General features: G+C 72.0%; 18 protein-coding genes and 1 tRNA gene. 9 read left to right on the forward strand and 10 right to left on the reverse strand.

Going from position 1 to position 18,813, the window contains the following annotated elements:
- Positions 1-133 precede the first annotated feature (133 nt).
- Positions 134-730 (forward strand): histidine phosphatase family protein, encoded by a 597-nt coding sequence (locus tag ACFYW7_RS01020; protein ID WP_389496884.1) that lies wholly within the window; start codon positions 134-136, stop codon positions 728-730.
- A 19-nt stretch (positions 731-749) separates the two neighbouring features.
- Here ACFYW7_RS01020 and ACFYW7_RS01025 read toward each other — a convergent pair whose 3' ends face one another.
- Positions 750-2,291 (reverse strand): hypothetical protein, encoded by a 1,542-nt coding sequence (locus ACFYW7_RS01025; protein ID WP_389496885.1) that lies wholly within the window; start codon positions 2,289-2,291, stop codon positions 750-752.
- Positions 2,292-2,589: 298 nt separating this feature from the next.
- On the opposite strand from ACFYW7_RS01025, the gene ACFYW7_RS01030 reads away from it, so the two are divergent.
- Positions 2,590-3,027: a hypothetical protein gene (locus ACFYW7_RS01030; protein WP_389496886.1), complete on the forward strand. Its 438-nt coding sequence runs from the start codon at positions 2,590-2,592 to the stop codon at positions 3,025-3,027.
- Positions 3,028-3,298: 271 nt separating this feature from the next.
- Positions 3,299-4,192 (forward strand): spermidine synthase, encoded by an 894-nt coding sequence (locus ACFYW7_RS01035; RefSeq protein WP_389496887.1) that lies wholly within the window; start codon positions 3,299-3,301, stop codon positions 4,190-4,192.
- 162 nt (positions 4,193-4,354) lie between these two features.
- Here the strand turns inward: ACFYW7_RS01035 and ACFYW7_RS01040 are convergent, their stop codons facing one another.
- The gene (locus ACFYW7_RS01040) at positions 4,355-4,915 is read right to left on the reverse strand and encodes a hypothetical protein (protein ID WP_389496888.1); all 561 of its coding nucleotides are present in this window, start codon (positions 4,913-4,915) and stop codon (positions 4,355-4,357) included.
- A gap of 155 nt (positions 4,916-5,070) precedes the next feature.
- On the opposite strand from ACFYW7_RS01040, the gene ACFYW7_RS01045 reads away from it, so the two are divergent.
- From ACFYW7_RS01045 to ACFYW7_RS01055, 3 genes are all read left to right on the forward strand, one after another.
- Positions 5,071-5,775 (forward strand): response regulator transcription factor, encoded by a 705-nt coding sequence (locus ACFYW7_RS01045; protein ID WP_389496889.1) that lies wholly within the window; start codon positions 5,071-5,073, stop codon positions 5,773-5,775.
- On the forward strand, positions 5,772-7,148 hold the full coding sequence (locus ACFYW7_RS01050) for a sensor histidine kinase (RefSeq protein ID WP_389496890.1): 1,377 nt from the start codon (positions 5,772-5,774) through the stop codon (positions 7,146-7,148). The genes ACFYW7_RS01045 and ACFYW7_RS01050 overlap by 4 nt, the downstream gene beginning before the upstream one ends.
- 201 nt (positions 7,149-7,349) lie before the next feature.
- Positions 7,350-8,837, forward strand: a complete 1,488-nt coding sequence (locus tag ACFYW7_RS01055) for a cellulose binding domain-containing protein (RefSeq protein WP_389496891.1) — start codon at positions 7,350-7,352, stop codon at positions 8,835-8,837.
- 130 nt (positions 8,838-8,967) lie between these two features.
- Here the strand turns inward: ACFYW7_RS01055 and ACFYW7_RS01060 are convergent, their stop codons facing one another.
- Together ACFYW7_RS01060 and ACFYW7_RS01065 are read right to left on the reverse strand one after the other, a co-directional pair.
- On the reverse strand, positions 8,968-9,171 hold the full coding sequence (locus tag ACFYW7_RS01060; RefSeq protein WP_389496892.1) for a DUF397 domain-containing protein: 204 nt from the start codon (positions 9,169-9,171) through the stop codon (positions 8,968-8,970).
- 15 nt (positions 9,172-9,186) lie between these two features.
- A complete protein-coding gene (locus ACFYW7_RS01065; protein ID WP_389496893.1) occupies positions 9,187-10,068 on the reverse strand; it encodes a helix-turn-helix domain-containing protein in 882 nt (293 codons plus the stop codon).
- A 240-nt stretch (positions 10,069-10,308) separates the two neighbouring features.
- Here ACFYW7_RS01065 and ACFYW7_RS01070 point away from each other — a divergent pair, with 240 nt between their 5' ends.
- Positions 10,309-10,734 carry an ATP-binding protein gene (locus tag ACFYW7_RS01070; protein ID WP_389496894.1) on the forward strand — a complete coding sequence of 142 codons (426 nt, stop codon included), beginning with the start codon at positions 10,309-10,311 and terminating at the stop codon, positions 10,732-10,734.
- 115 nt (positions 10,735-10,849) lie between these two features.
- Here the strand turns inward: ACFYW7_RS01070 and ACFYW7_RS01075 are convergent, their stop codons facing one another.
- The 4 genes from ACFYW7_RS01075 to ACFYW7_RS01090 all read right to left on the reverse strand — a co-directional run bounded on the left by ACFYW7_RS01075 (position 10,850) and on the right by ACFYW7_RS01090 (position 15,644).
- The gene (locus ACFYW7_RS01075; protein ID WP_389496895.1) at positions 10,850-12,280 is read right to left on the reverse strand and encodes a GH1 family beta-glucosidase; all 1,431 of its coding nucleotides are present in this window, start codon (positions 12,278-12,280) and stop codon (positions 10,850-10,852) included.
- 108 nt (positions 12,281-12,388) lie between these two features.
- Positions 12,389-13,300 carry a carbohydrate ABC transporter permease gene (locus ACFYW7_RS01080; RefSeq protein WP_389496896.1) on the reverse strand — a complete coding sequence of 304 codons (912 nt, stop codon included), beginning with the start codon at positions 13,298-13,300 and terminating at the stop codon, positions 12,389-12,391.
- Positions 13,297-14,325, reverse strand: a complete 1,029-nt coding sequence (locus ACFYW7_RS01085) for a sugar ABC transporter permease (protein ID WP_356467855.1) — start codon at positions 14,323-14,325, stop codon at positions 13,297-13,299. The genes ACFYW7_RS01080 and ACFYW7_RS01085 overlap by 4 nt, the downstream gene beginning before the upstream one ends.
- The gene (locus tag ACFYW7_RS01090; protein WP_389496897.1) at positions 14,322-15,644 is read right to left on the reverse strand and encodes an ABC transporter substrate-binding protein; all 1,323 of its coding nucleotides are present in this window, start codon (positions 15,642-15,644) and stop codon (positions 14,322-14,324) included. The genes ACFYW7_RS01085 and ACFYW7_RS01090 overlap by 4 nt, the downstream gene beginning before the upstream one ends.
- 387 nt (positions 15,645-16,031) lie before the next feature.
- Here ACFYW7_RS01090 and ACFYW7_RS01095 point away from each other — a divergent pair, with 387 nt between their 5' ends.
- The gene (locus ACFYW7_RS01095; protein ID WP_389496898.1) at positions 16,032-17,087 is read left to right on the forward strand and encodes a LacI family DNA-binding transcriptional regulator; all 1,056 of its coding nucleotides are present in this window, start codon (positions 16,032-16,034) and stop codon (positions 17,085-17,087) included.
- Between the two features lie 77 nt (positions 17,088-17,164).
- Entirely contained in the window at positions 17,165-17,989 is an 825-nt protein-coding gene (locus ACFYW7_RS01100) for a serine/threonine protein kinase (protein ID WP_389496899.1), read from the forward strand.
- A gap of 43 nt (positions 17,990-18,032) precedes the next feature.
- Here ACFYW7_RS01100 and ACFYW7_RS01105 read toward each other — a convergent pair whose 3' ends face one another.
- Both ACFYW7_RS01105 and ACFYW7_RS01110 read right to left on the reverse strand, forming a co-directional pair.
- Positions 18,033-18,596 carry a GNAT family N-acetyltransferase gene (locus ACFYW7_RS01105; protein WP_389498497.1) on the reverse strand — a complete coding sequence of 188 codons (564 nt, stop codon included), beginning with the start codon at positions 18,594-18,596 and terminating at the stop codon, positions 18,033-18,035.
- Between the two features lie 143 nt (positions 18,597-18,739).
- Positions 18,740-18,812: transfer RNA gene (locus ACFYW7_RS01110), tRNA-His, on the reverse strand.
- Position 18,813 lies beyond the last annotated feature (1 nt).

Raw genomic sequence — 18,813 nt, forward strand, 5'->3', positions numbered from 1 at the left:
CCTCAAAGACGCGGCGATCGGCCACCGGGTTGCCCGGAACGGCGGTGCGCGATGATGGAGTGACGCACTCCTCAGTCGTCATGGGGCGAACCCGCACCTCACCGTGCCGCCCGTCCCGGAAAGGCCCCTTCTCATGGCACCGCGCATCCTGCTGGCCCGGCACGGACAGACGGAATGGTCGCTGTCCGGAAAGCACACCGGCAGGACCGACATCCCTCTCCTGGAAGAGGGGCGGCGCGGCGCCAAACTGCTGGGCGAGCGGCTCCACCGGCCGCCCTTCGACGGGCTCCCCGGTACCGAGGTGCGCACCAGCCCGCTCGCGCGGGCGCGCGAGACGTGCGACCTCGCCGGATTCGGAGAGCGCGCGACCCCCTGGGACGCGCTCATGGAGTGGGACTACGGCGCCTACGAGGGCATGACCCCGGCCGAGATCCAGGACATCCGCCCCGGCTGGTTCATCTGGCGCGACGGCGTCCCCGAGGGGGAGACGCTGGAGCAGGTCACCGCGCGCGCGGACGAGGTCGTCTCATGGGCCCGTTCCGCGGACCGCGATCTGCTGGTCTTCGCCCACGGCCACATCCTGCGGTCCATAGGCGCCCGCTGGCTCGGCCTTCCCTTGGACTTCGCGGCCCGTGTCCGCCTCAACCCGACCTCGTTGTCGGTGCTCGGGTGGGCCTACGGGGAGCCGGCGATCGAGGTGTGGAACGACTGCGGGCACCTGAGCGCCTGACCGGCGGCCGGGGCGGTTCTCACGCGGTGCGCGGCAGGCTCGCGTGGCGGTCGAGGAACGCTGAGACGCCCGAGGCCCTGCGGTGCGGGAGCAGTACGCGGGCCGTCGCGGCCAGCATCGTCTGGATGCGGGAGGACTGGACCTCGTTCAGCAGGTCGAGGACGCGCAGCCCGGCGAGGGCGGCCTCGTCCGGGTGGCCGCCGCGCGCCAGGTCGTCGGCGAGCTCGGCGGTGTAGAGGGCGATGTTGCGGGTGAAGTGCGGGTCCTGGAGGTGGGCGGCGCGGCGCGCGTGGCGGGCGGCCCGGGGCCAGTCGCCCAGCGTCGACCAGCACTGCGCCTCGAGGCCCTCCAGCTCGGCCTCTCCGTAGAAGGTCATCCACTCGGGGTCGGTCTCCGAGGGGCCCCGTTCGTAGAGGGCCTGCGCGCGGGCCATCGCCTGTTCGCAGCCCTTGCGGTCGGCGAGCCCGGCCCAGCCGCCCGCCTCGCGCAGGGCGAGCAGCGAGAGCAGGCGGGGGGAGCCCAGGGGGCGCGCGGCGCGCTGTGCGGCCTGGGCCGCGCGGACCGCCTCGCGCGGGCGCCCCGCGTCGCGGGCGAGGAAAGCCGTGTTGCAGAAGGCGTGGGCCTCCAGGCCCGGGTCGCCCGCCATCCGCGCGGTCGCGAGGGCCTCGGCGTAGTGCGAACGCGCGTCGTCGAAGCGTCCGGAGTCGTGGGCCAGCCAGCCCACGGAGATGGCCAGTTCGCCCGCGCCGGAGTACAGCCGGTCGGCGGTGGTCTGCCGGGTGGTGCCCGCGTCGAGCAGCGCGAACGCCGTGCGCAGGGGGGCCGCGGCGCGGCGGTAGAGGCCGTCGGCTCCGTGCCGGTCGTCGAGCAGCCGGATCTTGCGGACGGCTTCCTCCAGGGCTCCCGCCTCCGAGGTGCCGGCCCGGTGGACGCGCCGTTCGGAGGCCGCGGCGCCGCCGCCGGCGAAGGGGCCCAGTGAGGCCGCCGCCACGGTGGCGGTGCCTCGCGTCATGAATGCGCGACGCTGCACGTCGCTCTCCTCGTGGTTCTGATCGCGTTTCTCGTACGGGTCGTACGGGTCGCACGAACGGTGCGGGGCGTACGGGTCGAGCGGATCGAGCGGATCATTCGGGTGGTGCGCGGCGTACGGGACCGGGGGGAGGTGCGGGCCCGGCGTCTCGTACGTCTCGCGTGCCCCGCCCGTCTCATAAGGGGCGTGCGCGGGGCCCGTGGGATGCACGGGGGGTGTCTCGTCCGTGCCACGCGCCCCCCGCCCGCGTACCCATGAGCGGGGGGCGAAACCGAGGTCGGTCAGTGTGCGGCCGGGGAACATGTGCAGGAACACCCGTTCGTACGCGTAGTTGGGACAGCGGATCTCGCCCGCCTCGACGCGCCCGATGTAGCGCGCGTCGCAGCTCACCCGCTCGCCGATCTCGCGCGCGGCCCGCCGCACCGCCGCGGCGAACTCGCCCGGGGAGCGCTGACCGCGCAACCGCCGGAAGGCGAGATTCGGCCGTGGTGGCCGGGGGGACGGGGACGAGGTCACCGTTGACGACGCCATGGCCGGGCCCTCTCTTGCGAACCGTCGAACCACGCCGGAGGCGGGGGCGACTTGACCGGGTTGTGCCCAGTAGGTGCCTGCGTCCGGCGGGGCAAGAACGTACCTGCTGTGACAACGCCACCACGCTGGGTTTGGCTACAAACCGGATATCTCATCCACGATCTGCCATGAACTGCCATCCTTTGTGGCGGAGTTTCGCCGTAGCCGTTGACGTCCTGGCGCGTTGAACCCGGTGGACCGGGAGCCGCCCGAACTCCCGACCCACTCGTCATGAGGAGGGGTTCCGTTGGAGGCCGGGATGCAGACCAGGCAGAGCACCGAGTTCCGTACGCCGCCGTCGACCGCGCGGCACGGGCCGACCCCGGAGCGGGGCGTCCCGCCGGGGCCCGTCAGTGAGTGCGACCTGGTGACCGTTCCCACGCGCCAGGGGCTGGAGGCCGTCGACATCCTGCGCCGCGGCGCAGGCGACGTCGTGGGGCCCGTCCTGCACGACGACGGCTGCGGCACCCTCGGCTTCCTGGTGCCGCCCGGCACCGCCGACGCCTGGGACGTGCCGGGCAGCACCTGCGTCCAGACCGACGGGCGTGGCCTGCGGGCGGCCCCAGAACCCCCGGTCGAGGGTTCTGACTGGCTGCTGCCGCCCGGCGAGGCGGAGCTCGCCACCGACCCGGCGGTGCTGCGGGCCGCGCTGGGCGAGGCGGCGCGGCTGATCGAGGCGGCGGACGGCTGCCGCTGAGCGCACCGGGCCGGAGGCCGGGGCACGCGGACCCGGCGGGGCCCGGTGACCGCTCCGGCCGACGCCCGCGGGCCCGGCGCCTCTCGGCCCCGGGGCCCGGGCGCGGACGCGACGCCGACCTCGGCGAGCCGGCCCGGGACGGGCGGCGCGCGGTGAGCCGGCCGCCTGGACCGGCCCCCGGGACGCCGCCCGCGAACCCGTCGGCGCCCGTCGGTCCTGCCCGGCCGGCCGTCGCTGAGCCGACCCGCCGCCGCGCCCCGATAATGGCGGGATGGCAAGGGCGAGGAATCAGCGGGCGGACGACGGCCGCGACACGGGGCGCGGGCAGACGGCGGCGGAAGCGGTCGTCGAGGCCGTCGACGGAGGGCTCGCCGAGCTGATCCCCGACCGCGACCGGGCGCGCGCCTGGACCCTGCTCATCGACGGCGCCCCGCAGTCCCACGTCGACCTCGACGACCCCGCCTTCCTGAGCTTCGAGTACCAGCGCCGCCTCGGCCACGTCATCGACCTCGTCGCCCCGCCCGGCAAGCCCGTGCACGTCGTGCACCTCGGCGGCGGCGCCTTCGGCCTGGCCCGCTACACGGCCGCCACCCGCCCCCGGTCCACCCAGCAGGTCGTCGAACGCGACGCGGCCCTGGTCCAGTTGGTCCGCCGGGAACTGCCGCTGGACCCGAACGCCCGGATCAGGGTGCGGTCCACGGACGCCCGGGAGGGTCTCGCCAAGGTGCCCGACGGCTGGGCCGACCTGGTCATCGCGGACGTGTTCAGCGGCGCGCGCACCCCGGCACACCTGACGTCCGTCGAGTTCCTCGGGGAGGTCCGCCGGGTGGTGAAGGACTCCGGGGTCTACGCCGCGAACCTCGCCGACGGGCCGCCGCTCACCCACCTCCGCGGCCAGATCGCCACCGCCGCCTCGGTGTTCCCCGAACTCGCCCTGGTCGCCGACCCGACGGTGCTGCGCGGCAGACGCTTCGGCAACGCCGTCCTCGTCGCCTCCGGCCGGCCGCTGCCGGTCGCCGAACTGACCCGCCGCGCCGCCTCCGACCCGCATCCCGCCCGGGTCCAGCACGGCAGGGAACTCATGGACTTCACGGGCGGCGCGGCACCGGTCACCGACGCGGTGGCGGTGGCGTCACCGGCGCCGCCGCCCTCCGTCTTCCGCTGACGCGGCGTCAGCACGCCCAGGGTCGGCACGCTCCGGGGCCAACACGCCCTGGCGTCGGCGGATCCCGCCGTCGCACGTCCCCGTCATGCGCCCCGGCCCCCGGCTCCGGCCCGGACCCGTCCGCGCGCCCGCCGTGTCCGGCCCGGCAGCCGCGTCCGGCGTTCAGTACGTCCCGATCTCCACGTGCGGCGGCCCGTCGTGCCAGGTGCAGAACACCGACACCCGGTCCGCCCCCGAGGTGAACTCCACGCGGATCCACGACTCCGTCTTCCACACCTGCATCGACCAGGCGGTGTCCGGCGTGGCGGAGACCAGCGTCGCGTCCGCGACGCCGATGTCGAAGACCACCCGGCCGCCGTCGGTGTCGTAGCTCTTGACCTGACCGGCGGGGGCGGAGGAGGCCGCCGAGGTCGGGGCGGCCGGGGAGACCGACGAGGAAGCACCGCCGGGGGACGCCGACTTCGAGGGCCGCACGCCCGGCTTCGCGCCCGTGGAGGGCGTGTCCGAGGAGTTCGGCGCCGCCGCGGACGGTTCGGCCCGCGGGGTCGGGGAGTCGAGCGGTCTCGACTTCTGTGTGGTCGCCCCGGCGGCCGTGATGGGCAGCGCGCGCGGCGGGTCGTACGCGGTCCCCGTCATCACGGTGTGCACACCCCACCACGACAGCGTGACCGCCGCGCCCGTGGCGAGCGACCACGCGAGTACGTGTACGAGTCCTCTGCGCATCGCGGCCATACTGCACCACGAGCCCCATGGGTGTCTCACGGCCCTGCCAAGACCCGGATTGTCCGCGGAGGGTGGTCCGGGATTGTCCACAGGTGCCCGGCAGGGTTCTCCACAGGCACCGGAAGGCCTTGCCCGAATGGCGTACGGTGCCGCCCATGGCAAGTGTGCTCGTTGTCGAGGACGACCAGTTCGTACGCTCGGCCCTCATCCGGCATCTGACCGAGGCCACGCACATCGTGCGCAGCGTCGGCACCGCCCTGGAGGCGCTGCGCGAAGTCGCCCATTTCTCCTTCGACGTCGTGATCCTCGACCTCGGACTGCCCGATCTGGACGGGTCCGAGGCGCTGAAGATGCTGCGCGGAATCACCGACGTCCCGGTGATCATCGCCACGGCGCGGGACGACGAGACGGAGATCGTCCGACTGCTGAACGACGGCGCGGACGACTACCTCACCAAGCCGTTCTCGGTGGAGCACCTCTCCGCGCGGATCGCGGCGGTGCTGCGCCGTTCGCGCGCCGGCGCGGGCGACACCCCTCCGTCGACGGTCATCCGCGTCGGCGGGCTCGCCATCGACCCCCTGCGCCGCCAGGCGGAACTGGACGGCGTCCGACTCGACCTGACCCGGCGCGAGTTCGACCTGCTCGCCTTCCTGGCCGGACGGCCCGGCGTCGTCGTGGCGCGCAGGGAACTGCTCGCCGAGGTGTGGCAGCAGGCCTACGGCGACGACCAGACCATCGACGTCCATCTGTCCTGGCTGCGCCGCAAGCTGGGGGAGACGGCGGCCCGGCCTCGCTATCTGCACACCCTGCGGGGCGTCGGCGTGAAGCTGGAGCCGCCGAGAGCGGAGCGGCCGCTGTGAGGTGGGCACTGGTCAAGGTGTGCGTGGCGGTCACGACGATGGTCGTGGTCGCCTTCGCGGTCCCGCTCGGCCTGGTGATCAAGGAGATGGCGCGCGACCGGGCGTTCTCGAACGCCGAGCGGCAGGCCGCCGCCATAGCGCCCGCCCTCTCCATCACCACCGACCGGGACGAGTTGGAGCGCGTCGTCGCCTCCGCGGGATCGGACGCCGGAATGGGCGTGCACATCCCCGCCGCCGACGGCAAGCCCGAGGTCGAGATAGGCAAGCAGCGCGCCACCGGCAAGGACATCGGCATGACCCGGAAGCTGGGCCGGGCCTCCACCACCGAGGTGTCCGGCGGTTCCACGCTGCTCCAGCCGATCGCACTCAGCTCCGGCGAGATCGCGGTCATCGAGGTCTACGTCCCCGAGGCCGAGGTCAGCAACGGCGTCGGTACGGCCTGGGCGGTCCTCGCCGCGGTCGGCGTCGCCCTGATCATCGGCTCCGTCGCGGTCGCCGACCGGCTGGGCGTACGGATGGTGCAGCCCGCCCAGCACCTCGCCGAGAGCGCGCACGAACTCGGCGAGGGGAAGCTCGGCTCCCGCGTGCCCGAAGAGGGGCCGACCGAACTGAAACTGGCCGCCGTCGCCTTCAACTCCATGGCCGACCAGGTCGTCCAACTGCTCGCCAACGAGAGGGAACTGGCCGCCGACCTCTCGCACCGGCTGCGCACACCCCTGACCGTGCTGCGCCTGAACGCCGCCTCGCTCGGCGACGGGCCGGCCGCCGAACAGACCCGGGCCGCCGTCGCGCAGTTGGAGCGCGAGGTCGACGCGATCATCCGGACGGCCCGGGAGGCCAAGCCGCAGACCGCGGCGATCGGGATCGGCGCCGGATGCGACGCGTCCGAGGTCGTCCGTGAACGCATGGACTTCTGGTCGGCGCTCGCCGAGGACGAGGGACGCAAGGTGCGGGTGGCCGGGGTGGACCGCCCGGTCCGCATACCCGTGGCCCGCGCGGACCTGGCCGCCGCGCTCGACGCCCTCCTCGGCAACGTCTTCCGCCACACCCCCGAGGGCACGGCCTTCGCGGTCGACGTGCACAACGCCGAGGACGCCGTGATCATGCTGGTGTCGGACGCGGGCCCGGGCATAGCGGACCCGGTCGCGGCGATGGCGCGTGGGCGGGGCTCGGGCCGCGACGGGTCGACGGGCCTCGGCCTGGACATCGTGAGCCGGCTCGCGGAGTCGACGGGCGGGGACGTACGGGTCGGTTCCTCCGTGCTGGGCGGGACCGAGGTGCGCATCTGGATCCAACTGGACGGAAGGGCACCGGTCCGGCGCGGACACCGGGGCAGCGTACGGCGCCGCAGGCGTGGCGTCGGCGTGCGCTGAGAAGCACCTGTGGGGCCGCCAAACCGCCCACATTGGTCTCGACCTTTAACGGTTTCCGATGCCTTCCTTAAGCGGACCCTAAGATCCTCGAACGCCGTCCGGATCAAGCGGTTTGACCGATTCCGGATCGCTAGCGTGATGCCCGCACCTCCTGGGGCCACCCCGGCGAACCCCGTGAATCCGTGAAGGCAGGCACACGCGATGAGCAGTACGCATCGGCGCAAGATCAGTGGCAGGAACAAGGCGATAGGCGGCGTCGTCGCGGCGGCCGTGGCCGGCGGCGGCGCCTTCCTGTTCACCGGTGTCGCGAACGCGTCGAGCGTCGGCGCCGCGTACACCAGGACCAGCGAGTGGTCCACGGGGTACACCGCGCAGTACGTCGTCTCCAACGACACGGGCCAGCGGAAGCCGGACTGGAAGCTGGAGTTCGACCTGCCCTCGGGCTCCGAGCTCGGCTCGATGTGGGACGCGACCTCGTCCGTGAGCGGGCAGCACGTCACCGTGACGCCGCCGTCCTGGGACAAGGACGGTCTGGCGGCCGGCGAGTCCGTCACCGTCGGTTTCGTCGTGAACGGCAGCGCGAACCCGACGGGTTGTGTCATCGACGGCACCAAGTGCTCGGTGGACGACGGAGCCACGCCCGAGCCGAGCGGCCGCCCGACGCAGTCCGCGACCCCGACGGCCACCCCGAGCCCGACCGCCACCGCCTCGGCGAGCGCCACCCCGAAGCCGACGGCGACCGCCACCGCCACGGCCACCCCGACCCCCACCCAGACCTCGGGCGGCGGCAGCACGACGACCGCGGGCTTCGCGCCCTACGTCGACACCTCCCTCTACCCGGCCTTCGACCTGCTCAAGGCCGCCGACGCCACCGGCGTCAAGAACTTCAACCTCGCCTTCATCACCGACGGCGGCGGCTGCACGCCGAAGTGGGGCGGGGTGAGCGACCTCGCCAGTGACGGGGTGGCGTCGCAGATCGGCGCGCTGCGCGCCAAGGGCGGCGACGTCCGGGTCTCCTTCGGCGGAGCCTCCGGCACGGAGCTGGCCACGACCTGCTCCTCGGCGGACACGCTGGCTGCCGCGTACGGCAAGGCCGTCGACGCCTACAAGCTCACGAAGGTCGACTTCGACATCGAGGGCGGCGCACTCCCGAACACGGCCGCGAACACGACCCGCGCCAAGGCCATCGCCAAGCTCCAGCAGCAGCACCCGGGCCTGGACGTCTCGTTCACCCTCCCGGTCATGCCGGAGGGGCTCACCCAGGACGGCGTGACCCTGCTCGCCAACGCCAAGTCCAACGGCGTGAAGATCAACACCGTGAACATCATGGCGATGGACTACGGCCCCGCGTACAGCGGTGACATGGGCACCCTCGCCGAGCAGGCCGCCACGGCCACGCAGGCGCAGATCAAGAGCGTGCTCGGCCTCTCCGACAGCGCCGCCTGGAAGACCGTCGCCATCACCCCGATGATCGGCGTCAACGACGTCGCGTCCGAGATCTTCAAGGTCGACGACGCCTCGCAGCTGGTGACCTTCGCGCGGTCCAAGGGCATCGGCTGGCTCTCCATGTGGTCCGCCACCCGTGACAAGCAGTGCGCCGGCGGCGCCAAGAACTCCGCCGACGCGGTCTGCAGCTCCATCGTGCAGAGCGACGGCGCCTTCTCGAAGGCGTTCGGCGCTCTCAAGTAAGCCATCGCGAAACGGGGGCCGCGCGCCCCGGCCGGACTTCTCCACCCCCCACCCGGCCGGGGCGTCGTGGCGGCCCCGCCGACCCGGGCCGTGTCCGGTGACGACCTTCCGGACACGGCCCGGCTTCTCGTCACCGGCCCCCGGCAGGCCCCCAGGAGCCGTCCTTCAGCACGTGGAGCAGGCCGGCCACGGCGTGCGGCGTGGACGTGGCGATGTCACGGGGCCGGTCGCTCTCACGCAGGTGGATGTGACCGGACGCCGCCGCCGCCAGTTCCACGCAGTTGCCTTCGCCGCCGGTGCTGAACGAGGACTTCTGCCAGATGAGTCGGGGCATCGGGGAGCGTTCCTTTCAAAGGGCGTACATGACGTGCTGGATCAGGCCCAGTGAGTCACGGGACGCGTGCGACTCCGGTGCCGACTCGGGGTCGACCGGCGCCAGCGCCAGCTCCGTCAGCCGCTCGAACATTTTCGTGTACTGGGCGAGATGGTTCGCGTCCCGCAGGAAGAGGGAGTCCGTCGGGTGTTCCAGGTAGACGGTGTCCAGTTCGGGAGCGGTGCTCCCGTGGAGGACGAACGGCCGGGAGTGCGCCGAGTAGATCCCCGCCTCGAACGGATACACCTGTACGGCCACCTCGGGCAGCCGCGAGATCTCCATCAGCCGCAGCAGTTGCCGCCGCATGACGGCGGCGCCGCCCACCCGGGTGCGCAGCGCGGCCTCGTGGATGACGGCCCGGTAGGTCACCGGTGAGTCGCCCGTGAGGACGCGCTGCCGGGCCAGCCGGAACTCGGCGTAGCGGTGGGCGCGTCGGGGGTCCGGCTCGGTGGCCTCCAGCACCGCGCGGGCGTACTCCTCGGTCTGGAGCATCCCGGGGATCACCAGCGGCTCGTGCGTGCGCAGCACCGTCGACCGGGACTCCAGTTCCGCCAGGTCCCGGGCCGCCGGTCCGATCGTGTCGTTGAACTCGTCCCACCACCCCTTGCCGTTCTCCTGGGCCATCGCCATCAGCCCGTCGAAGTAGGGGCCGGGCGGACAGCCGTACTCCTGGAGGACCTTGTGCAGGCGGTTGCGCGAGACGTCGATGCGGCCGGTCTCGATGTTGCTGATGCGGGCGCGGTCCGCGTCGAGGATCGCCGCCGCGCGCTCGCCGGAGAGCCCGGCGCGGACGCGCAGTCCGCGCAGTTCCGCACCGAGCCGGCGCTGGCGCTCGCTCGGGTTGCTCCTGGGTGGCATGGCCGACCTCCTCGCGGAGCAGTCTGCCGATCTCGGCGCCGGTGAGCCGCCGACCCGTCCGTACGTCACCCACGTGGGTGACATAGACCGGAGACGCTTGCGTGCGGGGAAAACATTTCCCTACGGTCGAGGCGATCCACCTCGCCTCCGCGCTCCGAGGAAGTACCCCCGGATTCAACGGCGTTGAAGAACCGGGACCTGGTCACCGCGGCCGCGCGCAACCCGAAGGAGCCCCCTCCGATGGAGGATCACCGACGCCCCACCGACGTATCCCTCGTCTTTCCGGCCCACCCCCTCTGGGTCCGCACCGCGCGGGAGACCGTCCGCACCCTCCTCGCCGCGTCCCACCGGCCCGAACTCACCGACATCGCGGTCCTGTTGACCTCCGAGGCGGTGACCAACGCGGTCAAGGCCTCCGCGGGCTGGGGCCGCTCGACCCCGGTCACCCTGCTCGTGGGCTGGTCCGGTCCCCGACGCTTCCGGGTCCTCGTCCACGACGAGGCTCCCGGATTCCCCGGTCTGCGCACCCCCGGCGCCGACGAGGAGGGAGGACGCGGGCTGCAGCTCATCTCGAACCGCGCCGACGCCTGGGGCGTGTGCGGGCACGGGCCGGGGTGGGGCAAGGCGACCTGGTTCGAACTGGGGCGCGCGGACCTGGCCGGGTGAACCCTGCGGGCGGGCGGCCGGGAAACGCGGTGGGGCGCGGCACCCCCCTCGGGTGCCGCGCCCTTCCCCCGTGTTCCCCCGTGTCCTGTGCCCCCGTGCTCTGCCGGGAGCCTGCCTACTCGGCGGGCGTCACCGGTGCCAGCGTTCCCGTGCGGGCCGCCCGGCTGTACCAGTGGGCACTCGACTTCGGGGTGCGGACCTGGGTCGCGTAGTCGACGTAGACGGCGCCGAAGCGCTTCTCGTAGCCGTAGGCCCACTCGAAGTTGTCCATGAGGGACCAGAGGTAGTAGCCGCGGACGTCCGCGCCGTCGGCGATCGCGCGGTGCACGGCGGACAGGTGGCCGTTGAGGTAGGCGATGCGCTCGGGGTCGTGGACGCGGCCCTCCGGGTCCGGCTTGTCGTCGTACGCCGCGCCGTTCTCCGTCACGTACAGGGGCAGACCCGGGACCTCGCGGGTGTACCGCATGATCAGGTCGTGCAGGCCCGTCGGGTCGATCGTCCAGCCCATCTCGGTGCGCTCGCCCGGGGTCTGGTGGAAGTCGACGTCCTCGGAGCCCGGCCACGGCGAGTGGTCGCTGGCCCCGTGACCGTCCGCCCGCGCGCCCTGACGCTCCGGCTGGGCCGCCGAGACGAGCGTCGGCGTGTAGTAGTTGAGGCCGAGCGCGTCCAACGGCTGGTGGATCGCCCGGAGATCGCCGTCCTGGACGTACGACCAGTCGGTGACCGACCGGGTGGCCGCGAGCAGGGTCTCGGGGTAGGCGCCGTGCAGCATCGGGCCGTGGAAGACGCCGTTGGCCAGGTCGTCGATGCGCTGGACGGCGTCCAGGTCCGCCGGGTCCTGCGAAAGGGGCCGGACCACCGAGGAGTTGAGGCTGACCGCGACCGAGTTGCGGGCCGGCATCACGGAACGCAGGGCCGAAGTGCCCAGGCCGTGCGCCAGGTTCAGGTGGTGGGCCGCGCGCAGCGACGCCGCCGGGTCCGTCCGGCCGGGGGCGTGCACCCCGGAGCCGTATCCCAGGAAGGCGCTGCACCAGGGCTCGTTCAGAGTGATCCACTGCTCGACGCGGTCGCCCAGCGCCTCGCCCACGATCTGCGCGTACTCCGCGAAGCGCAGCGCCGTCTCGCGCTCGGGCCAGCCGCCAGCGTCCTCCAGTTCCTGCGGCAGGTCCCAGTGGTAGAGGGTGACGGCCGGCTTGATGTCGTGCGCCAGCAGTTCGTCGACCAGGCGCCGGTAGAAGTCGAGGCCGCGCTGGACCGCGGGGCCCCGGCCGGTCGGCTGCACCCGCGACCAGGAGACCGAGAAGCGGTAGGAGGACAGCCCGAGGTCCGCCATCAGGGCCACGTCGTCGCGGTAGCGGTGGTAGTGGTCGACAGCGATGTCACCGTGGTCGCCGCCGGCCGTCTTGCCCGGTGTATGGCTGAAGGTGTCCCAGATCGAGGGTGTGCGGCCGTCCTCCCTCACCGCGCCCTCGATCTGGTAGGCGGAGGTCGCCGCGCCCCAGAGGAAGGTCGGAGGGAAAGTCACAGGGGTGTTGGACTGAGGCATGGAAGCGCTCCCAAGGGGGTCGTGAAGACCGACGGGTTGGAGGTAGGAGGGAGATGCGGGGCGGAGGGGGCCGGGGCGGCGATGACCCGGCCCCGCTCGCAGGGGCGGTCAGCCCTTGATCGCGCCCTGCATGATCCCGCCCACGATCTGCTTGCCGAACAGGAGGAAGGCGATGAGCAGCGGCAGGGTGCCGAGCAGCGAGCCCGCCATGATCACGGCCTGGTCGGGGATGTAGCCGGTGCCCAGCGAGTTGAGGGCGACCTGCACGGTCGGGTTCTGCTGGTTCAGGGCGATGATCGGCCACAGGAAGTCGTTCCAGGCCATCACGAACGTCAGCAGGCCGAGCACCGCCATCGCCGGGCGTGCCGCCGGGAAGACGACGTGCCACACCACCCGCAGGCTGTTCGCGCCGTCCACCCGCGCCGCCTCGATCAGCTCGGAGGGCAGCGCCTGGAGCAGGTACTGCCGCATGAAGAACGTACCGAAGGCGCTCACCAGGGTGGGCAGGATGACCGTCTGCAGCTGGTTGGACCAGCCCAGGTCGCTGATCCACAGGTACAGCGGTACGACGGCGAGCTGCGGCGGGATCATCATCGTCCCGATGGTCAGCAGCAGCAGGAGGCCGGAGAACTTGAACCGCAGCTTGGCGAAGGCGAACCCGGCGAGGGTGGAGAACACGACCGTGCCGACGGTGATGGTGCCGGCCACGATCGTGGAGTTGATCATCGCGGTGCCGAGCCCGGCCTGGTCCCAGGCGGCCTCGAGGTTCTTGAACAGGTTCCCGCCGAACCACAGCGGCGGCGGTGTCTGCGCCAGCCGCGCGCTGTTGCGCGAGGCCGCGATGGCCGTCCAGACCAGCGGAGCGAGCGAGCCCAGCGCGAAGACGACCAGGACGACGTAGGTGATCGGACCGGCGTGCATCTGCTTGCCCGCGCCGAGCAACCGCCGGCGCCCGGGGCCCTGGCCGTCCGGGTCCTTCTTCGCCTCTGTCCGAGGGAGAGGCAGTTCGGTGGTGGTCATTGGGATTTCCTCAGCCGTCGGGTGATCAGCGCGTTGAGCGCGGCGATGATCAGCAGGATCAGGAACATCGTCCACGCGATCGCCGACGCCTTACCGAGGTTGCCGATGCCCCAGCCCTGGTCGTACATGTACAGACCGAGGGTCTGGTACTGGTGCGCGGAGCCGCCCTTGGAGCCGCTGACCCCGCCGAACAGGAGCGGTTCACCGAACAGCTGGGTCGCGCCGATCGTGGACACGACCACCGTGAACAGGATCGTCGGCCGCAGCATCGGGATCGTCACGTGGCGGAACTGCTGCCAGCGGCCCGCGCCGTCGAGAGCCGCCGACTCGTACAGATCGCCGGGGATCGCCTGCATCGCGGCGAGGTAGATCAGCGCGTTGTAGCCGGTCCACCGCCAGATCACGATGGAGGAGACGGCGAACTGGCCGCCCCAGTCGGACTCGCGCCAGTTGATCGGGTCGACCCCGACGAAGTGCAGCAGCCAGTTGATCATGCCGCCGTCCCACGAGTACAGCAGCGTGAAGACCAGCGTCGCCGACGCCACCGAGGTGGCGTACGGGGTGAGCATCACGACCCGCCACACGGTCGAGCCGCGCAGCCGGTAGTTGAGCATGTGGGCGATGCCGATCGCGATGAGCAGCTGCGGCACCGTGGAGATCACACCGATGGTGAAGGTGTTCCCGAGGGCGTTCCAGAAGAACTCCGAGGACAACAGGTTCGTGTAGTTGTCCAGGCCGACCCAGGTCTGGTGGTCCAGACCGGACAGCTGCACGTTGTGCAGCGAGTACCAGGCCGTGTACAGCAGCGGGAACAGCCCGAAGGCTCCGAAGATGATGAAGAAGGGGGCGACGAACGCGTACGGCGACGCCTTCATGTCCCAGCGGTACCGCCGGCTGCGCCAGGAACCGGGGCCCGGCGGCGGCGTACCGCGACCCTGAGCGCCCCGGGCCGCGCCCGGCTGTGAGCCGGGCGCGGCGTCGGCGCTCGTCGCGGGATGCGCGAGAGCCTGCTTGGAGCTGGTCACTGGCCGAGCACGTCCTTGACCTCAGCCTTTGCCGCGTTCCAGCCCTGGTCGGGCGACTTGCCCTTCTGCTCGACCTGGAGGATGCCGATGTCCGAGATCGCGGTGTTGATCGGCTGGTCCTTGGTACCGAAGTACTGGACCGGGATGGTCTTCGCCGAGTCGCCGAAGATCTGGGTGATCGGCGCGTTCGAGAAGTACTCCGTGGTGGCGGCGGCCGGCTTCAGGCTCGCGTACGCCGACGGGGTCGACGGGAAGCTGGCCTGCTTGGCGAAGACCTTCGCCTGCTGCTCCGGCGCGGTCAGCCACTTGGCCAGCGCGACGGCCTCCTTCTGGTGCTTGCTCGCCGTCGGGACACCGATGAACGAGCCGCCCCAGTTGGCCGCGGTCGGCGCCGCCGCCACGTCCCACTTGCCCTTGCCCGTGTCACCGGACTTCTCCTGGATGTAGCCCATCATCCAGGCGGGGCAGGCCACGGTCGCGAACGAGCCCTTGGCGAAGCCCTGGTCCCACGTCGGGTCGAACTGCTTCAGCTTCGCCGACATGTTGCTGGTCGCCACCGACATCGCGGTGTTCCAGGACTTCTTCACGCCCTTGGACTTCTCCCAGATGACGTTGCCGTCCTTGTCGTAGTACCGCTCGCTCTCCCCACCGAGCGCCGCGTTGTAGACCGAGGAGGCGGAGTCCACGAACTTGGTGCCGCTCGGCGCCTTCTTCATGTAGTCCTTGCCGACGGCGACGTACTTGGACCAGTCGCCCTTCCACTGCGCGGCGAGCTTGACGCGGTCCGTCTCCAGACCGGCCTTCTCGAACAGGTCCTTGCGGTAGCAGATCGCCATCGGGCCGATGTCGGTGCCGAGCGCGATCGTCTTGCCGTCCTTGGTCGTGGCCTGGGACACCTTCCAGTCCAGGAACTGCGACTTGTCGACCTCCTTGCCGAGGTCGACGAACTTGTCGGCCTGGGTCTGGACGGCCTCGGTGACGTTGCCGACCTCGATCGCCTGGATGTCGTCGGTCCCGGCCCCGGCCTGGAGGCGCGTGAGCGTCTTGGGCCAGTAGACGTCGGTCCGGGTGGTGACGTTCTCCTTGATGGTGATGTCGGGGTGGAGCTTCTGGTACTCGGCGTAGAGGCCGGCCTGCTTGTAGCCGAAGACGCCGAAGGTGCCTATGGTCAGGGTGGTCTTACCGCCACCGCTTCCATTGTCCGCGTCCGAAGAGCCGTCGTCCGGGTCGCTGGAACAGCCGGCCAGCAGCCCCGTAGCGAGCGCGGCGACGACCGCGATGGCCCCCAGCCTGCGGGACCGGCGGGTACTCGTGCGCATTGCGTCCTCCTGTTGCCTGACGTGCCGACCCCCCGGCCAACTGCATTGGTGGCGCCCGTTGTTTCTCGCTGCGGCTCGGGCGGGGAACGTGCGGGTTGTGTATGTGTCAGGTACTGTGGGAGCGCTCCCACAGGTGATGTGTTGAAGGGTCGTCGGTTAGGGCGGGGGTGTCAAGGGTGGGGGAGCGGAGAGATGCGTTCAGTTATCGGCCTGTTAGCTGAAGATGTCATTCCGCCACCTGGCCGGAAGAGTCTTACAGCTCGTTCGGAGTTCGAAGACGAGCGGCCGGCGCGAGGAAGGGCCCCGGGGCGACGGCCGGTGGCGCCCGTCCCCTCGGGTGAGGCTGTTACATTCCAGGCCACTTGGTATCGACGGGAGGCGGAGCGCATGGCAGTCCACGGAGCGCGGGGCCGCAGCGGTGGGCGGCCGACCCTCGAAGAGGTGGCGGCGCGCGCAGGAGTGGGCCGCGGCACGGTCTCCCGGGTGATCAACGGCTCCCCGCGGGTCAGCGACGCGACCCGCGCCGCGGTCGAGGCGGCGGTCGCGGAGCTCGGGTACGTCCCGAACACGGCGGCCCGCGCCCTCGCCGCGAACCGCACGGACGCGATCGCCCTGGTCGTCCCCGAACCGGAGACCCGCTTCTTCGCGGAACCGTACTTCTCGGACATGCTGCGCGGTGTCGGTGCCGAACTCTCCGAGACCGAGATGCAGTTGCTGTTGATATTCGCGGGCAGCGACCGGGAGCGCCAGCGCCTGGCCCAGTACCTGGCGGCGCACCGGGTGGACGGTGTCCTGCTCGTCTCGGTGCACGCCGACGACCCGCTCCCCGACCTGCTCTCCCAGCTGGAGATCCCGGCGGTCATCAGCGGCCGGCGCTCCGCGGAGGAGACGCTTCCGTCGGTGGACTCCGACAACTACGGCGGCGGGCGCGCCGCCGTGGAGCACCTCATCGCCGGAGGCCGTCGCAGGATCGCCCACCTGGCCGGCCGCATGGACGTCTACGGCGCCCAGCGCCGCGTCGACGGCTACCGCCAGGGTCTGCTGGACGCGGGCCGCCCGGTGGACGACGGTCTGATCGTCCCCGGCGACTTCACCGAGGAGGGGGGCCGGCGTGCCATGACCCTGCTGCTGGAGCGCTGCCCCGACCTCGACGCCGTGTTCGCCGGCTCCGACGTCATGGCGGCGGGCGCCCGGCAGGTCCTGCGCGAGAGAGGCCGCCGCATCCCCGACGACGTGGCGCTCATCGGCTACGACGACTCGGCCATAGCCCGCCACATGGACCCGCCCCTCACCAGCGTCCGGCAGCCCATCGAGGAGATGGGCCGCGCCATGATCGACCTCCTCCTCGGCGAGATCGCCGACCGTCGTCCCGCGGTCTCCCGGAGCCTGGAGAAGCGCCAACTGGTGCTGCCGGCGGAACTGGTGGTGCGGGCGTCGTCGTAGGGCACCCGCCCCGCCGGGAACGTCCGTCCTGCGGCTTCTGTCCGCCCGGTGTGCCCGGGTAGGGCAGGCTGGCGTCCATGGTCCTCCACCCCTTGCTCGGTGTCGACGAAGTGCCTGCCGTGGAAACGTACTTGGCCAGGGTGGGCGAGGTGTTCAGGGTGTTCGGGGAGCAGGACTCCGGGTGCGTGTCGTACGGAGTGCGGCTGCTCGACGGCGCCCGGTGGTTCGTCAAGGAAGCGGTCAATGAGCGGGGGCGCCGCTCACTCGACCGGGGATGGGCGTTTCACCGGACCGTTCGGCACACGGCGATCGTCCCGCAGGTCCACCGGATCGCTGTGCCCGGCGGCGGGGCGGTGGTCATGCCCTGGCGCGCGGGCGAGGTGCTGTACCACGCCACCGGGGGCGGCCCCCGCGACCGTACGGGCCCGGGCAGCCCGATGGCGCGGTTCCGCTCCCTTCCCGTCGCGGAGGTGCTGGGCGCCTTCGACCGGATCCTCGACGCACACCTCACCGTGGAGGCCGCGGGCCACGTCGCCGTCGACTTCTACGACGGCTCGCTGCTCCACGACTTCACCGCCGGCACGGTCCACCTGATCGACCTCGACGAGTACCGGCCCGGCCCCTTCGTCCTCGACGGCGAACGGTTGCCGGGTTCACGACGGTTCATGGCCCCCGAGGAGTTCGTCCGCGGCGCCGTCATCGACACCCGTACGACCGTGTTCACTCTCGGCCGCGCCGCCCGCCTGCTGCTCGACGCGGGGGACGAGGAACGGGCCTGGCGCGGCACCGCGCGGCAACTGGCGGTCGTGGAACGTGCCACCTTTCCCGCCCCGGACGACCGCTTCGCCGACGTGCACCGCTTCGCGGCGGCGTGGCGTGCGGCAGGCGGGACCCGGGAGTGAGACGGGGCCAAGGAGCGGGCCGGGACCCGGAAGGCGGGTGAGGTCACCGTCCTGCCCGCAGCTCCCAGCGGGTCTCGCCGTCCTGGAGGGTCTCCGTCCGGGTGAGTCCCGCCGTGGTGGCGACCGCCGCGGAGGCGTGGTGGGCCGGGTGCACATGGGCCACGACCGTGTGGACGGGGAACGCGCGCACCACGTGCCCGACCAGCGACCGCGCCGCCTCCCCCGCGTAGCCGCGCCCCTGCCAGGGCGTGCCCACCACCCAGGCGACCTCCGCGACCTCTCCCGAGACCGTCGCCTGCACCGTCCCGACCAGGTGTCCACCGATGCGCTCCCGCAGCACCCAGTTGCACCAGAGCACGGCGGGATCGGGGGAGCCCGCGACGAGGCGTTCGTAGCGTGACCGCAGTGCCTCGGGCGTGGACGGCTCCCCGCCGATGAACGTGTGCAGCGCCGGATCGGACAGCACCTCGGCCATCTCGGCGGCGTGCTCGACGGCCAGCGGGACGAGATCGAGCCGGGCGGTGCGGACCGTCGGCCCGGGGGCGGGCTCGGGGGCCGGCTCGGGAGGGAGGTCCTGGCGGAGGGCTCCGCGGGCGAGGGGATCCATGGCGTGACTCACGGGGGGAGCGTACGGGCCGCGGAGCCGGCCCGGCCCGCGCGGTGCGCCGCGACCGGACGGTACGGCGGTGTCGGGCCCGGAAAAGCGATCAGCCGGTGACCTGTTCAACAGGTCACCGGCTGATCACACAGGGTGAGTGACGGGACTTGAACCCGCGGCCACCTGGACCACAACCAGGTGCTCTACCAACTGAGCTACACCCACC

Source organism: Streptomyces sp. NPDC002580 (genome assembly GCF_042889485.1).
In the GTDB taxonomy this organism is placed as follows: domain Bacteria; phylum Actinomycetota; class Actinomycetes; order Streptomycetales; family Streptomycetaceae; genus Streptomyces.

Bases quoted from the DNA above. Each gene is read 5' to 3' on its own strand.
- ACFYW7_RS01030 (WP_389496886.1), top strand. From the start codon at position 2,590: ATGCAGACCAGGCAGAGCACCGAGTTCCGTACGCCGCCGTCGACCGCG.
- ACFYW7_RS01035 (WP_389496887.1), top strand. From the start codon at position 3,299: ATGGCAAGGGCGAGGAATCAGCGGGCGGACGACGGCCGCGACACGGGG.
- ACFYW7_RS01065 (WP_389496893.1), bottom strand. From the start codon at position 10,068: ATGCCACCCAGGAGCAACCCGAGCGAGCGCCAGCGCCGGCTCGGTGCG.
- ACFYW7_RS01090 (WP_389496897.1), bottom strand. From the start codon at position 15,644: ATGCGCACGAGTACCCGCCGGTCCCGCAGGCTGGGGGCCATCGCGGTC.
- ACFYW7_RS01020 (WP_389496884.1), top strand. From the start codon at position 134: ATGGCACCGCGCATCCTGCTGGCCCGGCACGGACAGACGGAATGGTCG.
- ACFYW7_RS01055 (WP_389496891.1), top strand. From the start codon at position 7,350: ATGAGCAGTACGCATCGGCGCAAGATCAGTGGCAGGAACAAGGCGATA.
- ACFYW7_RS01075 (WP_389496895.1), bottom strand. From the start codon at position 12,280: ATGCCTCAGTCCAACACCCCTGTGACTTTCCCTCCGACCTTCCTCTGG.
- ACFYW7_RS01100 (WP_389496899.1), top strand. From the start codon at position 17,165: ATGGTCCTCCACCCCTTGCTCGGTGTCGACGAAGTGCCTGCCGTGGAA.
- ACFYW7_RS01095 (WP_389496898.1), top strand. From the start codon at position 16,032: ATGGCAGTCCACGGAGCGCGGGGCCGCAGCGGTGGGCGGCCGACCCTC.
- ACFYW7_RS01070 (WP_389496894.1), top strand. From the start codon at position 10,309: ATGGAGGATCACCGACGCCCCACCGACGTATCCCTCGTCTTTCCGGCC.
- ACFYW7_RS01025 (WP_389496885.1), bottom strand. From the start codon at position 2,291: ATGGCGTCGTCAACGGTGACCTCGTCCCCGTCCCCCCGGCCACCACGG.
- ACFYW7_RS01045 (WP_389496889.1), top strand. From the start codon at position 5,071: ATGGCAAGTGTGCTCGTTGTCGAGGACGACCAGTTCGTACGCTCGGCC.
- ACFYW7_RS01060 (WP_389496892.1), bottom strand. From the start codon at position 9,171: ATGCCCCGACTCATCTGGCAGAAGTCCTCGTTCAGCACCGGCGGCGAA.
- ACFYW7_RS01105 (WP_389498497.1), bottom strand. From the start codon at position 18,596: ATGGATCCCCTCGCCCGCGGAGCCCTCCGCCAGGACCTCCCTCCCGAG.
- ACFYW7_RS01040 (WP_389496888.1), bottom strand. From the start codon at position 4,915: ATGCGCAGAGGACTCGTACACGTACTCGCGTGGTCGCTCGCCACGGGC.
- ACFYW7_RS01080 (WP_389496896.1), bottom strand. From the start codon at position 13,300: ATGACCACCACCGAACTGCCTCTCCCTCGGACAGAGGCGAAGAAGGAC.